This window comes from Paenibacillus silviterrae (assembly GCF_030167925.1).
Taxonomy (GTDB): domain Bacteria; phylum Bacillota; class Bacilli; order Paenibacillales; family NBRC-103111; genus Paenibacillus_G; species Paenibacillus_G silviterrae.
Map to the genome: position 1 here is coordinate 2,596,484 of NZ_JASKUT010000001.1, position 13,781 is coordinate 2,610,264.

General features: G+C 55.4%; 12 protein-coding genes. 9 read left to right on the forward strand and 3 right to left on the reverse strand.

All coding sequences use genetic code 11. From position 1 onward, the window contains the following. Positions 1 to 40 precede the first annotated feature (40 nt). Positions 41 to 325 carry a YtpI family protein gene (locus tag QMO62_RS11780; protein WP_284641151.1) on the forward strand — a complete coding sequence of 95 codons (285 nt, stop codon included), beginning with the start codon at positions 41 to 43 and terminating at the stop codon, positions 323 to 325. Between the two features lie 415 nt (positions 326 to 740). Beyond that, positions 741 to 3,101, forward strand: a complete 2,361-nt coding sequence (gene helD / locus QMO62_RS11785) for an RNA polymerase recycling motor HelD (protein WP_284641152.1) — start codon at positions 741 to 743, stop codon at positions 3,099 to 3,101. On the opposite strand, the gene QMO62_RS11790 is transcribed toward helD, so the two are convergent. Beyond that, entirely contained in the window at positions 3,085 to 4,425 is a 1,341-nt protein-coding gene (locus tag QMO62_RS11790) for a DRTGG domain-containing protein (protein WP_284641153.1), read from the reverse strand. The two genes, helD and QMO62_RS11790, sit on opposite strands and share 17 nt — an antisense overlap. A gap of 157 nt (positions 4,426 to 4,582) precedes the next feature. Here QMO62_RS11790 and QMO62_RS11795 point away from each other — a divergent pair, with 157 nt between their 5' ends. Next, positions 4,583 to 4,960, forward strand: a complete 378-nt coding sequence (locus QMO62_RS11795; RefSeq protein ID WP_284641154.1) for a hypothetical protein — start codon at positions 4,583 to 4,585, stop codon at positions 4,958 to 4,960. A gap of 74 nt (positions 4,961 to 5,034) precedes the next feature. On the opposite strand, the gene QMO62_RS11800 is transcribed toward QMO62_RS11795, so the two are convergent. After that, positions 5,035 to 5,313, reverse strand: coding sequence for a hypothetical protein (locus tag QMO62_RS11800; RefSeq protein WP_284641155.1), 279 nt, complete (start codon positions 5,311 to 5,313; stop codon positions 5,035 to 5,037). 85 nt (positions 5,314 to 5,398) lie between these two features. Beyond that, complete coding sequence (locus QMO62_RS11805) at positions 5,399 to 6,514, reverse strand: acyltransferase (RefSeq protein ID WP_284641156.1); 1,116 nt, start codon at positions 6,512 to 6,514, stop codon at positions 5,399 to 5,401. A gap of 186 nt (positions 6,515 to 6,700) precedes the next feature. On the opposite strand from QMO62_RS11805, the gene QMO62_RS11810 reads away from it, so the two are divergent. The 6 genes from QMO62_RS11810 (at position 6,701) to QMO62_RS11835 (ending at position 13,778) form a co-directional block, all read left to right on the forward strand. Next, on the forward strand, positions 6,701 to 7,483 hold the full coding sequence (locus tag QMO62_RS11810) for a DeoR/GlpR family DNA-binding transcription regulator (RefSeq protein ID WP_284641157.1): 783 nt from the start codon (positions 6,701 to 6,703) through the stop codon (positions 7,481 to 7,483). Next, complete coding sequence (locus tag QMO62_RS11815; RefSeq protein ID WP_284641158.1) at positions 7,476 to 8,279, forward strand: HAD family hydrolase; 804 nt, start codon at positions 7,476 to 7,478, stop codon at positions 8,277 to 8,279. Before QMO62_RS11810 ends, QMO62_RS11815 begins: the two co-directional genes overlap by 8 nt. A gap of 187 nt (positions 8,280 to 8,466) precedes the next feature. Further along, entirely contained in the window at positions 8,467 to 9,825 is a 1,359-nt protein-coding gene (locus QMO62_RS11820) for a YheC/YheD family endospore coat-associated protein (protein WP_284641159.1), read from the forward strand. 75 nt (positions 9,826 to 9,900) lie between these two features. Continuing rightward, entirely contained in the window at positions 9,901 to 11,121 is a 1,221-nt protein-coding gene (locus tag QMO62_RS11825) for a YheC/YheD family endospore coat-associated protein (protein ID WP_284641160.1), read from the forward strand. 104 nt (positions 11,122 to 11,225) lie between these two features. After that, on the forward strand, positions 11,226 to 12,596 hold the full coding sequence (locus QMO62_RS11830) for a YheC/YheD family endospore coat-associated protein (RefSeq protein ID WP_284641161.1): 1,371 nt from the start codon (positions 11,226 to 11,228) through the stop codon (positions 12,594 to 12,596). Beyond that, complete coding sequence (locus QMO62_RS11835; RefSeq protein WP_284641162.1) at positions 12,597 to 13,778, forward strand: YheC/YheD family endospore coat-associated protein; 1,182 nt, start codon at positions 12,597 to 12,599, stop codon at positions 13,776 to 13,778. The last annotated feature ends 3 nt before the right edge of the window (positions 13,779 to 13,781 follow it).

A 13,781-nucleotide genomic window follows, 5' to 3' on the forward strand; every position in this document is an offset into this window, starting at 1 on the left:
TGCCTTTATATTCAAGCTCATAAAGGAAGTGCATTAGCCAATGCTGATCGTTCAAGCGGTGCTCAGCACCTTGATTCTTGTCAGCCTGATCTTCACTGTATACTACAGCCTTCGGTACCGCCGGGAGCAGGACCCGAAGCTTCGCGGCATTTATTCCTCCCGGATGAACATCGCCATGGGCCTGATGCTTGTCATCATTGCCGTCAGCCAGCTGTTCTTCTTTACGGATTCGGTAACACGGCGCATTTTCGGTGTGGTTTGCTTTATCCTGGGCGCGTTCAACTTCTTCGTCGGAATTCGGAACCACTCTTTATTTAACCGGTAGGACCTTGGAACCGTCAGGCTTCAGCCTGCGCGGTTCTTTTTCGTTTAGCGAATGCCGGGCTTAGTTAGCGTTTCATCGCCATTAACGTCCCGCGGGGAGGCTATTCTGCAAATTACCGGCTATTTCGAGGGAATAACGTCCCCCAAGGCCGCTATTCGTATGTATCCCGGTAAATTCCCTGCGTTCCAGACCATTAACGCCGAGAATGGCGCTCGCCTTAACACAAAAAAACGGAGTCCTCCCTAGGGGCTCCGTTTTCTATTGCAATCAATATAATTTCATGATATCATTGATCTCGATTCCATTTTTAAGAAAGATTAACAAGATCAGTTTTCCTCAATATTATCATAACACATCGAAACCCTGTTGTCAAACCCCTCTTCACAAAAAATCTTTCATGAAAAGGAGCTGTGCTATGAGCCGCGTATCAGAGCAAGCATGGGTTGAGGAGCAGCACCGTATTACTGCCGTGAGAAATGAAATTCAGGAGCGGGCCGAAACGCTGCAGGAGCAAATCAGCGGCATAAGAGAAGACATCGTCGGCTTCCGCAAGCATTTCTGGGATGACGTAACAGTGAACGTCGAGGGTCTTGAGGAAATGGTCGAAACGATGGCAAGCCTGAAGCAGCAGGCGGAGGTCATCTCGGACCGTGAACGGGCGCATCGTCAGCAGCAGTCGCAGCTGAAAAAGCTCAAGCGGCTTCTGCAATCGCCATATTTCGGGCGCATCGACTTTCAGGAGGACGGAGAGCCGCGAAGCGAGGCTATTTATGTCGGCGTGGGCTCGCTGCTCAATCAGGAAGGAGATCAGTTTCTCATCTACGACTGGCGCGCCCCGGTCTCCAGCTTGTATTACGATTATCCTCCGGGCCCGGCACAATACGATACTCCCGGCGGCACCATCACAGGCAGCATGGAGCTGAAGCGTCAATTCATCATTCGCGACAATGAGCTCCGCAGCTTGTTCGATACGAGTGTAACCATCGGCGACGAGCTGCTTCAGGAGGTGCTGGGAAAGCAGGCCGACCCGCAGATGCGCAGCATCGTGGCTACGATCCAGAAGGAGCAGAACCGGCTCATCCGCAACGTAGGCAGCCGCTTGCTTGTCGTTCAGGGAGCAGCCGGAAGCGGAAAAACGTCTGCCGCCCTGCAGCGGGTAGCTTACTTGCTCTATCGTTTTCGTGAAACGCTGAGGGCCGATCAGATCGTTCTCTTCTCGCCGAACTCCATGTTCAACAGCTATGTTTCCACCGTGCTCCCCGAGCTGGGCGAGGAGAACATGCAGCAAACGACGTTTCAGGAATATCTGGAGCACCGGTTAGGGCATGAATTCAATCAGGAGGAACCCGCAGCTCAAATGGAATACACCTTGACTTCCATGCACGAGCCCGGTTACGCGGCGCGGCTTGAGGGCATTCGGTTCAAAGCTTCCACCGATTACCTGCACGCTCTGGATGCTTATGTGGTTACCTTAGGCCGGCAAGGCCTTCCGTTTCAGGATATCCGGTTTCGCGAGGACGTGCTGTTCTCCGCACAAAGTCTGCAGAAGCGGTTCTACGAGCTGGATCAAGGGCTGCCCATCCCGAATCGTCTAAGGCTGCTCCGGGATGCCTTGCTGAAGGAGCTGATTCCAATCGCCCGCGCGGAGCGCTTAAAGCCCTGGGTTGAGGACGAGATAGACTTGCTGGATACCGAGGCTTACTTAAAGGCCTACCAGGAGCTGCAGCGCAAGAAGCTTCCTTCGGAGGATACGTTCGATGATTTCGATCGGGAGAAGCATATTCTCGCCACGATGCTGGTTCGGGAGCAGATGGAGCCGGTGCGTGCGGAAATCAAGCGCCTTAGTTTCCTTGACGTGCCGTCGGCCTACAGACAGTTCTTCACCGATCCAAAGGTAGCGGCAGCATGCGTAGCTTCCTCCCTGCCGAAGCAATGGGCGGACATCTGCAGCCAAACAAGTGAGCACCTGGATCAAGGCTATCTCGCCTACGAGGACACCACCCCGTACTTATACCTCCGCGAGCGCCTGGAAGGCACTCAAGTGAATACGGGGATTCGCCATGTGTTCGTCGATGAGGGGCAGGACTATTCGCCGTTTCAATACCATTACTTGAAGGGCTTGTTTCCCAGAAGTAAAATGACGGTGCTTGGTGACTTTAATCAAGCGATCTACGCCCATACCGCGGGCGGCAGCAGCCTGGAATTCCTGCCGGAGCTGTATGGCGCCGAGCAAACCGAAACGATGATCCTAACGCGGACATACCGCTCGACCCGTCAGATTGTCGAGTTTACGAAGCCCTTGCTTCCGGCTGGGGCTCTCATAGAGCCGTTTCATCGGGAAGGTCCCAAGCCGACTCTGACGAAGGCTGCAGACCCTATCGATTTGGCAAAAGGCATTGGGGATCGTCTCCGGCAGTTGAAGTCGGCCGGGCATCCTACGATTGCGGTCATTTGCAAAACGGCGGAGGAAAGCGAGAAAGCCCACCGGGCGCTCAGCGGGCATCTAGACGGTCTTGCCTTGATCCGCAAGGAAACGACCTCCTATGAGGCGGGTGTGCTCGTGATTCCTTCTTACTTGGCCAAAGGTGTGGAATTCGACGCCGTCATCGTATTTGACGCCTCGGCTAAGCAATACGGCAGAGAAAGCGAGCGCAAGCTTTTCTATACTGTTTGCACCCGCGCGATGCATGAGCTTCATTTATTCTATACCGGGGAACGAACGCCGCTGCTTGGGGGAGTCAGCGAGGAGCTTTATACGGCTACCCCTGCTCAATGACCTGAGCGGTTAACATCGCTTTGGCGACAAGCGCGCTGCCGTGATAAATTTCCACGTCGATTTTCCCGAACTTGCGGCTGACTTCAATCATCTTCGGACGAATTTCAATTTCACTGTCGATTTGAACCGGCTTGACAAAGTACGAGGACATATTGTCCATCACGAGATCGCCCTTCTTCACGTCAAGCACGGCGTGGTAAGCCGCTTGCGACATAAGCACGGTCAGCACCCCTTCGGACACCGTACCGAGCCGGTTCGTCATCTGCGGCGTAATCGAGCCGCGGAAGACGAGCTGGCCGTTCTTGTCCTTGCCCTCCTGAAAGCCGGACCAAATCAGGTCCTCGAATGTCTCCCCGTGCTGCGGCTGGCGCTGGGTGTGCTGCATCGCCTTCAACACATCCTTGCGGCTGATCACGCCTACTACCCTACGGCCAAGGTCGATGATCGGCAGCAGCTCGATGCCCTCCCACACCATCATGTGGGCCGCCGAAGCTACCGAGGTGCTCGGCGCAGCCGTGACAGGGCTCCGCGTCATCAGCTTGTCGATCGTCTGCTGCGGCTCCGCACCGATGAAGTCCTTGGACGTAATCATTCCGATGACCCGGTTCCATTCATCCACTACAGGGAAGCGGCTGTGTCCCGTCTCTTCATGCAGCCGCTGCCAGTCCCTCAGCGTCTGATTCCCCTTAAGCACGTACACCTGCATCCCTTTCGGGATAATATCCTCAATCAGCAAAATCTTCTTCTTGATCAGCCGGTCATAGATGGCCCGGTTAATCATCGAGGCGACGGTAAACGTATCATAGCTGCTTGATATGATCGGAAGCTCCAGCTGGTCCGCCAGCTGCTTGACCTCCTCCGATGTCCCGAAGCCCCCGGTGATCAGTACGCCGGCCCCCTGCTCCAGCGCTCGTACATGCGCTTTATAGCGGTTACCTACAATTAACAGGCTGCCCGGATCGATATAGCGCATCATCGCTTCCTGCTCCATCGCGCCGATAACGAATTTATGCAGCGTTTTGTTCAAACCGCCGCTCCCGCCCAGCACCTCGCCGTCCACCATATTGACGACCTCCGCGAAGGTTAACTTATCCAGCTGGTCGCGCAGCTTCTTCTCAACCCGTACGGTTCCGACCCGCTCCTTAGTAGCCACAAGCCCGATCGTATCCGCCTCTTTAATAGCACGGTATGCCGTACCCTCGCTGACATCCAGCTGTTCGGCGATTTTCCGGACGGAGATTTTGGTGCCGATCTTTAAGCTTTCTATATATTTAATGATCTGCTCGTGCTTCGTCGCCGCCTCAGGTACACCGGAAACCTCCATCTGTTATACCTCTCCCCCATTGATCTGTCACACTCTGTATTACCCATTATAGGCGATTTTACAAAAAATGAATAGACTGACAGCTCTATACCTGTTTTGTGCTGCATAGGATGGAAATAGCCATTTGTGCTTATAGAATGTTAAGGAGTGAGAACACATGTCCATGAATCCGTTACAGCCGGTCGGAGCCGCGGCCGGAGCCGGCGCTTTACAGCCGATTTACCAGTTGGACCCCGAAACGGCAGGTGCTATGAAAAAGTGCAGGGAGCGCCTCCATTCCATTTGCAGCCAGCACATGAACCGCCCTGTCCGCGTCCAAACGGTGCACGGCCAGACGCATGACGGCTATATCGTGCATATTGACAGCGACTTCATCTACCTCCAAATCATGCCGGGACACAGCCGCGCCTTCCTTCCCTTCGGCGGCTTTGGGCCGCACGGAGGCTTCGGGTCTCCGGCATTCAATCCCTATTATAACAATGTGGTTTTGCCGCTCGCTCTGTTTAATCTTCTCGCCGTCAGTCTGCTGTGGTAGTTTCTTGTCATGCCAAAAAGCCTGCCCGCTCTCCCATTCGGAAAGCAGGCAGGCTTTTCCATACCCCAGGCCATTTATTTTTTGAACTGCATAACCTTCCTGCGGCCCTGCAGCATTTGCTCCAGCTGCCATCGCTTCATCTTCTTCACCTTCAGCAGCTCCCGGCGAGTCTCCTCCTCCACGCCCAGCAGCTCGTGAAGATGCGCAGCTACGATCAAGAGCGCCATCGCAAGCCAAACGAAGCCGAACACCGACTCGGGCGCCAAGCCGTCGCTTAAACTTAACCGCGGAACGGCAAAGATGACCATTCCTAGAGTTAAGCCCATATAAACGAGATTACGTATCCCTTTCATCGGTCCTTGTCTCCCCTCCCCAGAACAACTTGTACGCTTCATTCTATGAGGCAAGGGGACGGATTATCACCGAAAAAAAGACAGGCTACGCTTTGGCCGGCTGCGGCTTCGTTTTTTTTCTCCAAAGAGACATGAATTGGCCGTAGGCAGCGACCAGAATCCAAGGGACAAACAAGGTCGCGACAAAGCCGCCGAGTGTATACGCATGGTATAGCAGAATGTCGCCGGTCGCCCGCTCCACCTGGGTATGCCAATACGTAAGGACCGCCGGATGCACCAAATAAATACCGAATGAGACCGCTCCGAGCCGGATGAGCCATTGCGCAGCGCTGTTCCACTTGTTCAACAGCCCTCTCCCGAGCCAGATGAAGCTCATCGCCACAAAGATCGCATACGAGTGAAACATGACTTCATACCAGACGCCGTTTAACCGGACAAGCTTGTATTGCTCCAATAGAATGGACCCGGCGAACGACGCCCCGATGATCAACGATAGCGGCAGCACCCAGCGGATGTGCTTCCGCAGCCATTCGATGAACGGCTGGTAATACAGCCCGATCTGCCCGCCCACCGCAAATACCGCGAAATACGTCACAGCCAGAGAAGGAACATGCTCTACAGGCGACACATACCGGTTGTAGCAATAGAAGACGGCCTGAACAAGCAGCCCGAACAAAAACAGACTTCGGCGAAACCAAAACCATTTCCGGCACAGGGTCATCAGCAGCGGGAACAATAGGTAAAACTGCACGATAATCGTCATGAAATACAAGTGATACGAGGCATCCGCCCACGGCAGTAAATCCAGAAAGGCGCGCCAGTCGAAATGCAGAGTGTTCCTTGAAAAAATCCATTGGTTGTACAGGTAATAAAACAAGGACCATACTAGATAGGGAATAACGACCTGCTTTACTCTTCTGAGGTAAAAGGTGACTCCCTGCTTGGCGCCCCAATCGTTCGAGTAGCGATAGAACAGGACGACGCCGCTTAATAAAATAAAAACGGGTACGGCAAAGTTGCACAGCTTGTTGACTGCTAGGTAGACCGCCTGCGCCGTGCTGCCGACCGGAAGCTCCACGGTAGCCTCCGAGGTGGCATGAATCGCTACCACCGCTAAGATGGCAATCGCTCTCACGATATCCAGCTCATGGAGCTTGGGGAGTGATTTCTTTTTTGCAGGGGGAGGTACGGTTTCCGTCAAATGTTGTCGACTCCTTTGTCGAAGAAATGCTATTAAGCATTGTAACATATTGGGTGTAACAAGCCTACTCCATCGAGTTATCACTTATATTTACGCATATATACTTATTTACACTTAAAAACACTTGCCTTAATGCATTACTTTCACTTACAATGAAAGAAAATCAAATTCCCCGAGGAGAGCGTCATGTACCAAGAAGAAAGGTTTATCGGTATTATGCAGCACTTGCAGCACAAGGGCCGCATCAGCACGGATGAGATTTGCGAGCTGTTCGAGGTATCCCGGGATACCGCCAGACGGGATATTGTTAAGCTGGAAGAGCAAGGCCGCATCCTGCGAACTCGCGGCGGCGCGATTCTTCCCACCTTGATGAAGGATGTCGTCGATTATCATACAAGGCTCCATCTGGAAAGCACCGGCAAGCACGCCATCGGCGCATGCGCCGCCTCTTTGGTTCAGGAGGGAGACTACTTGTTCATGGACGCCTCTACGACTGTGCTTCAGGCGGCGGAGTGCCTGAGAACGTCGCAGCACGTTGTCGTAACCAATTCGATGGACATTGCCGGTACGCTGTCGGCGAGGAACGGCGTTACCGTGCATTTGCTCGGCGGCGTCGTACATCCCAAGCACCGCTTCATCGCCGGCTCGAGAACGATCGATATGCTGCGCGATTATCACGCAGATAAGCTTCTGCTTGGCACCGCCGCCTTGTCCGCCGAAGGTCTCTCTAATCCCTATGAGGACGAAGGCCATGTCCATCGTGAAATGGTCGAGCGGGCGGATCAGGTAATTATTCTCGTGGATCATTCCAAGTTCGGGCAGCGTACCTTTTACCGGGTTGCAGGTCTTGAGCAAATTGATATCATCATCACGGACCGGCGTCCGGAGGAACGATTCGCCGAGCTGCTGGACAAGCACGGCATTCATCTGATCGTCGCCGCAGAAGAAGGGGAAAAAACTTATGATTAAACTGATTGTCAGCGATTTGGACGGTACCTTGATCCATCATCATTCCTCGATCCGAGAGGAGGATGTGAAGGGGCTTCACGCTATGTTGGAGGAGGGTGTCGCCGTAGCCTTCGCCTCAGGCCGCATGTATCCCGAAATCGATACGGTCATGAAGGAAATCGACCGGAGGGTTCATTCCATTTCCCAAAACGGAGCCTATGTCCACACTTCGGACGGGACACTGCTTTCGCATCACGCCTTCGAGCGGGAGCTGCTCCTGGAGCTGGCCGGAGCTGCGGAGGGCATGCCCTTCCTGACCATGCTCTGCGGACCGGACAGCTACTTCGTCGAGCGGATGAATGAGCATGCCCGCATCATCGGAGCAAGGCTGATGGCGCCTTTTCACGAGATTCCCCATGCGAGGGAGCTCCTGGGACGCGAAGTGATGTGCGGCAAAATGTCCTTTTTCGGCGATGTGGAGCGCCTTCGGAGCTTGCAGGAAAAGCTGCTCGGACAGTATGGCGAACGGATTGACGCCTACATTTCCGATATCGACTGCATGGATGTTATGCCGCGGGGCGTTTCGAAGGGCACCGGTCTGCATGCGCTGCTGAAGAAGCTCGATGTGCTGCCGGAGGAGACCGTATGCATCGGAGATTCGTTCAACGATCTCGCGATGTTCTCGGAGACGCCGCACAGCTTCGCTATGGGCGGCGCCCATCCGGAGGTACGTGCAAAGGCGAAGCATACCGCTGCGTATGTAGCGGATGTGATTGCCTGGGTCAGGGCCTATAATTTACGAGAAGCCGGTGTATAAACGCCGGCTTTTTTTGTTGTTTCCCTCCCTTCGGCGACGCCGGACAGCCTGCCGCAGCACCTTCCCATCGGGCCTATGAACACTGTACTTTTCGGCATGGTCCATTCACCAAGGTGTAGATGCCCTCATATGATGACAGTAGCTCGTTACTTGGTAGATGTATGTTGTGCTGGGAAGGAGGTCCGCAATGAAAAGAACGAAGGTAAAGATTCATGTCAGCGCCAGCCTTTCACCGGACGGCTCCGTTGTTATGCTCAGCGATTCTCTCGTGAAGAAATGGAAGCTTTCGCAGAACCCATCCGTCTCCCTTTGCTTTGGGTCCGCCAAACAAGAGGTAAAGGTCATCCCTGTCACTCAAGCGGGAATGCTGCGGCTCAGTGACACCCTCGCTGCCAAATGGGGCGTGAAACACGGCGATTCCTTGTGTCTGCAATATAAATCCGCCTCGGGTTCCCTTCATCTGGGACCGTTAATCGGAGTCATGGTCAGCCGCGCCAACGCCAGTGCGGGTGATAAGCTGTTCGGTACAACGACCGCCTTCTGCCACGAAATGACGGAAGCATGCAAAATCTACGGTGCCGCCGTCTTCTTCTGCACACCGGAGGACCTGAAGACGGCAGGCGATACCGTCAAGGGCTGGCATTACGCCGGCCGCTGGATTCGCTCTACCTTTCCTGTACCCCATGTACTGTACAATCGTCTTACCTCTCGCCGCTACGAAAATTACCCCCACGTCCAGCAGTTTGTAAGCCAGGCCCGAAGCAAGCACCGCACCATCATGTTTAATGAGAAATATCTCAATAAAAGCGAGGTCTTCGATGCGCTGCGCAAGGAAGCCGGACTCCAGACGTACTTGCCGGAATCCCATCTGCTTCGTAATTTTGCCACGCTGAAATCCATGTGCAGCAAATACGCCTCCGTCTTTCTTAAGCCTATCACGGGCAGCTTGGGTAAAGGCATCATTCGCATCCGCCGCTCCGAGGGCGGAACGTATATCGCCCATTTCACCGGCCTGAACGGTACCCGAAAGCAGGTGTACCGCAGCCTGACCCAGCTGTACTCGGCCATCTCGGGCAAGGTGAAGACCGGGCGGCACCAGATCCAGCAAGGCCTGAACCTGATCCAGGCGGGCGACCGCCCCATCGATTTCCGGGCGCTCGTGCAACGGGATGATACCGGATCATGGACCGTCACCTCCATCGTCGGACGGATTGCAGGCAACCACCAGTTCGTCTCCAACCTGGCCCGGGGCGGAACGCTCTGCACCGTCAGGGAGGCGCTGGCCCGCGCCGGTGCCTCCGCTTCCGGGGCCGCCAGGCTGAAGCGCGCCGCCCTACAGATTGCGAAGGGCATTGAGACGCAGGTGGAGGGACATTTTGCCGAGCTGGGGGTCGACCTCGCCTTGGATACCTCCGGGCGGGTGTGGCTGCTCGAGGTGAACTCGAAGCCGTCGAAGGATGACAATACCCCGCTGAATGCGGAGCGAAAGATCCGCCCGTCCGTGAAGACGGTCGTACAGTATGCTCGCCATGCGGCGAAGTTCTAAATCAAAGACCGGGGCCAAGGGGGATGCTTCTGCCTTCCAGGCCGCGGCAACTGCCGAAGCAGGAAGGTGAAACGCATGATGATTACCATGCTGGAGCGAACGAACGGACGCACCTTGGGCATCATGACGACACGTACCGAAGGAGACGTCCCTTTTACGAACCGCGGGTTCTACCGCCGCTTGATTGTGTGCGGTCGGCGCTACGGGCTGACCGTGTTTGTTTTCTCACCGGAGGACATCGATTGGTCTCTCTCCCGAGTCACCGGTTACGTTTATGAACCGTCGCTGAAGCAGTGGGTCAGCCGGTGGTTTCCTCTGCCGGATGCGGTGTACGATCGATGCTTCTTCTCCACCCGCAAGGAATATGCCAATTACCGTACGGCTCTGCGCCGCCTCCTGGAACAGCAGCCGGTCCGGCTGCTCGGCTACGGCCTCAAGGGCAAGTGGGAGGTGCAGCAGCTTCTCCAGCGGGAGGAACGGCTCCGGCCTTTCCTTCCGCCCACGGAGGAGCTGCGCAGCAGCCGCACGATGCTGGAGTGGCTGAAACGCCGCGACGCCATCGTGCTGAAGCCACAGGGCGGCTCGCAGGGACGCGGCGTGCTGCTCGTGCGCCGCGAAAGCGCCGGGATGGCCCGCGTCAGCGCTGCCGCCGTCACGGAGAATACGGCCGAGGCGGCCTTCTCCGTGCGCGGCCGCGACGCGCGCAACCGGCGCGTCGCGCACGGCTTCGGCGACGCCGCAGCGCTGCTGCGCTGGCTGCGCCGCTTCACGGGGCGGCGCAGCTATCTCGTGCAGCCGTACCTGCAGCTGCACGATGCCAGCGGCGATGCGTACGACGTACGCTCGCTGGTGCAGAAGGACGGCGCCGGTCGCTGGCAGCTGACCGGCATGGCCGTCCGGCAAGGTCAGGGCGGCAGCCTGACCTCGAATCTGCACGGCGGCGGCAAAGCGGAGGCCGCCGGGCCTTTCCTGGCCCGCGTGTTCGGGCCGGAGAAGGCGCGTCAGCTCCAGAAGGAGCTGACGCGGCTATCCGAGCTCATCCCGGATGTGCTCGAATCCTGTCACGGGCGGCTCGTCGAGCTCGGCATCGACTTTGGTGTCGATCTCGACGGTTATATTTGGATACTGGAAGTGAACTCCAAACCCGGCCGCTCCATCTTTACTTATTTACAGGACGATAAGGCGCGTAACCGTGCGCTGGAAAATCCCATTCGGTATGCCAAGTATTTACTGACGCAAACAGCGATTCCCGAAGATCGTAAACTCAGACGTTTTGGACAATCGCAAGAGCGGTGAAATAAGGCTACGCTCGAGCGGCAGCAACGGATGAGCCGGCCTTAGGCAAGGCCGCGATTCCTTACGAAGAACGCTTCGCACACGGAGCGCTAAGGAGGTTTATCATGAGTTTGACAACCTGCACGATTCACGTCACCCAGCGGCAGGAGCGAGCGGTCTTCTTGACAAGTGAGCTTGCCAGCGCCCTCAAACTGGCCAAAACGAGAAGCGTGACATTACGGCTTGGCAGCAAAAGCCTTGAGCTTAGTCTGAGACTGCTCAAGAAAACCGGCAAGCATATGTATTTGCCGGCGACTTTATATAAGCAGCTTCATATCCCGCGCCTCGGCAGCACACTCATCCAAAGCAGCGGCGGCGGCAAAGAGCTCGAGATCGGACCGCTCATCGGCATTCTGACCAGCGTCTCGAGCAGCAGCACCGCTCCCTTCGGCTCCCGCACCGAATTCATCCGCCAATTCATGCGCGTCGGCTCAGATAAGGCATATTACTTTGCCTTTTCCCCAAACCAAGTGAATTGGAACCAAGGCACGGTAACAGCAACCATTCCTCGCTCCGAGGGAGGCTGGGTCCGCAAGGTGGTTCCGCTGCCGGACGTGGTATACAACCGGCTCCCAAGCCGGAAGGCGGAGAAGCTCGCTTCGATGAACGCCTTCAAAAACCGTTTTATCCGGCGCGGCATTCCGCTGTTTAACTGGAGCTTTTTCGACAAGTGGGATGTCTACAACCTGCTAGAAGGCACCGATGCATACAAGCATGTGCCGGATTCCCGAATCAATCCCTCCGCGTCGGATATTAGAGAAATGCTCGAGAAGCACAAGTTCATTTATTTAAAACCGACCGGTGGCAGTCTCGGCATCGGCATATACCGGCTGACGTACAATCCGAAACGCGGGTACTATGCCCGTTTCCGCCGCAGCGGCCGCAATGTGCTGCTTCGCTTCGCCAAATTCGACGGGCTGATGAGGCTGCTGACCCGCCAAAACGGCCGCTTAAACCATTATGTGGCGCAGCAAGGCATCCGCTTGATCGAGATTGACAACTGTCCGATTGACTTCCGCTTCCATATGACCAAAAATTCGAACGACCAATGGATCGTTGCAGCGATCGGCGCCAAAAAGGCGGGTAAAGGCAGCGTAACAACCCATGTTCGAACCGGAGGCCAGCTGATGACCCCCGAGCAGGTGATGCGTCAGGTCTACGGTGCACGTGGAGAGAGTGTGCTGCAAACGGCCAAGGATGCAGCCATCAAGCTTGCAGAGGCTGTAGAGAAAAATCATCGCCATACCCTGGGAGAGCTCGGCTTCGACATAGGCATCGATCAGAACGAAAGGGTATGGATGTTCGAGGCCAACTCCAAGCCCGGCCGGTCGATCTTCAAACACCCGGCGCTCAAGGAACAAGGCAGAGCCTCGCTGCAGTACATTTATGACTACTGTCTCTACTTGAGCCGATTTCGGGCAAGGAGGGATTCGTGAGTGGACGCGAGCACACAGCAGAAGCCGCAGCGGCCTACGCTGGCCATTCTCACTTACTCGGATGACAAGAGAATTTTTCGAGGAAATCAGGAAAACTTTATCGATTTAATCCGGGCTGGTCTGGAGCATCAGGTGAAGGTTTATGTGATGACCGTTCAGGATTTTAAACTTACCGGGAGCTCCGCCGTTGGCTACACGTATGATTTTGCGGCAAAGCGCTGGAAGAAGGGGGAGCAGCCGATCCCGCATGTCATTTATAACCGGATCCCCTTCCGCAAATTCGAGCTGCTTCCCGAGGTGCAGCAGGTGATCCAAACCTGCTTGCGCCACGGACAGATTCATTTCTTCAACCCGTCCTTCTTCAATAAATGGAATTTGTTTGAGTGGCTGACGAAATCCGGCACCACGAAGGGCTTTATTCCGGTCACACACAAACTGACCTCAAGCGAAGAGCTTGATAAGCTGCTCCAGAAGCATTCCTCCCTGTATTTGAAGCCGATTCGAGGCAAAGCCGGGAAGGGGATCATGAAGGTGAGCCTAAAGCCCGGAGCTGCCGGCACCCCCTTATATGAGCTGAGCATTCAGGAAAAAACCAAGAGCCACATCTCCAGGTATACGACGCCGACTCAGCTGTGGTCCCAGGTTCGTGAGCTTGTGGACTCCAAGGAATATATCATGCAGCAAGGGATCGATCTGTCGAGCTATAGGCAGCGCCCATTCGATCTCCGCGTGCTGGTGCAGAAGAACGGCAAAGGCTTGTGGAGCATTGCGGGCGTAGGCGCCAGACTGGCGGGAAAATCCAGCATCACTACCCATGTGCCGAGAGGCGGCTCGATCGACGACCCGGCAAAGCTGCTTGCCTCCACCTTCGGTGCGGCAGGCAGCAAGCGGATTATCGTCAGCGCCAGAAGGTCTGCCCTTCTGATTGCGAAACAGATTGAGAAGGCCAGCGGAAGCGTCCTGGGAGAAATGTCTATGGATCTTGGCGTAGATACGGATGGCCGCTTATGGTTCTTCGAAGCCAACTCCAAGCCGATGAAATTCGACGAACCCCATATCCGCAAGAAATCACTTGAAAATTTGATTCTTTACAGCGCCTTTCTATCCCGCAGGAAAAAAGTCCGCACTGCAGCCAAACCGGGTAGGACACGGATGACTACAAAACGTAATGCAAGCAGGTGACGA

What these genes read in the sequence shown, in the direction of transcription:
- QMO62_RS11780 (WP_284641151.1), top strand. Translation starts at nt 41, where the DNA reads ATGCTGATCGTTCAAGCGGTGCTCAGCACCTTGATTCTTGTCAGCCTG.
- helD (WP_284641152.1), top strand. Translation starts at nt 741, where the DNA reads ATGAGCCGCGTATCAGAGCAAGCATGGGTTGAGGAGCAGCACCGTATT.
- QMO62_RS11790 (WP_284641153.1), bottom strand. Translation starts at nt 4,425, where the DNA reads ATGGAGGTTTCCGGTGTACCTGAGGCGGCGACGAAGCACGAGCAGATC.
- QMO62_RS11795 (WP_284641154.1), top strand. Translation starts at nt 4,583, where the DNA reads ATGTCCATGAATCCGTTACAGCCGGTCGGAGCCGCGGCCGGAGCCGGC.
- QMO62_RS11800 (WP_284641155.1), bottom strand. Translation starts at nt 5,313, where the DNA reads ATGAAAGGGATACGTAATCTCGTTTATATGGGCTTAACTCTAGGAATG.
- QMO62_RS11810 (WP_284641157.1), top strand. Translation starts at nt 6,701, where the DNA reads ATGTACCAAGAAGAAAGGTTTATCGGTATTATGCAGCACTTGCAGCAC.
- QMO62_RS11815 (WP_284641158.1), top strand. Translation starts at nt 7,476, where the DNA reads ATGATTAAACTGATTGTCAGCGATTTGGACGGTACCTTGATCCATCAT.
- QMO62_RS11820 (WP_284641159.1), top strand. Translation starts at nt 8,467, where the DNA reads ATGAAAAGAACGAAGGTAAAGATTCATGTCAGCGCCAGCCTTTCACCG.
- QMO62_RS11825 (WP_284641160.1), top strand. Translation starts at nt 9,901, where the DNA reads ATGATGATTACCATGCTGGAGCGAACGAACGGACGCACCTTGGGCATC.
- QMO62_RS11830 (WP_284641161.1), top strand. Translation starts at nt 11,226, where the DNA reads ATGAGTTTGACAACCTGCACGATTCACGTCACCCAGCGGCAGGAGCGA.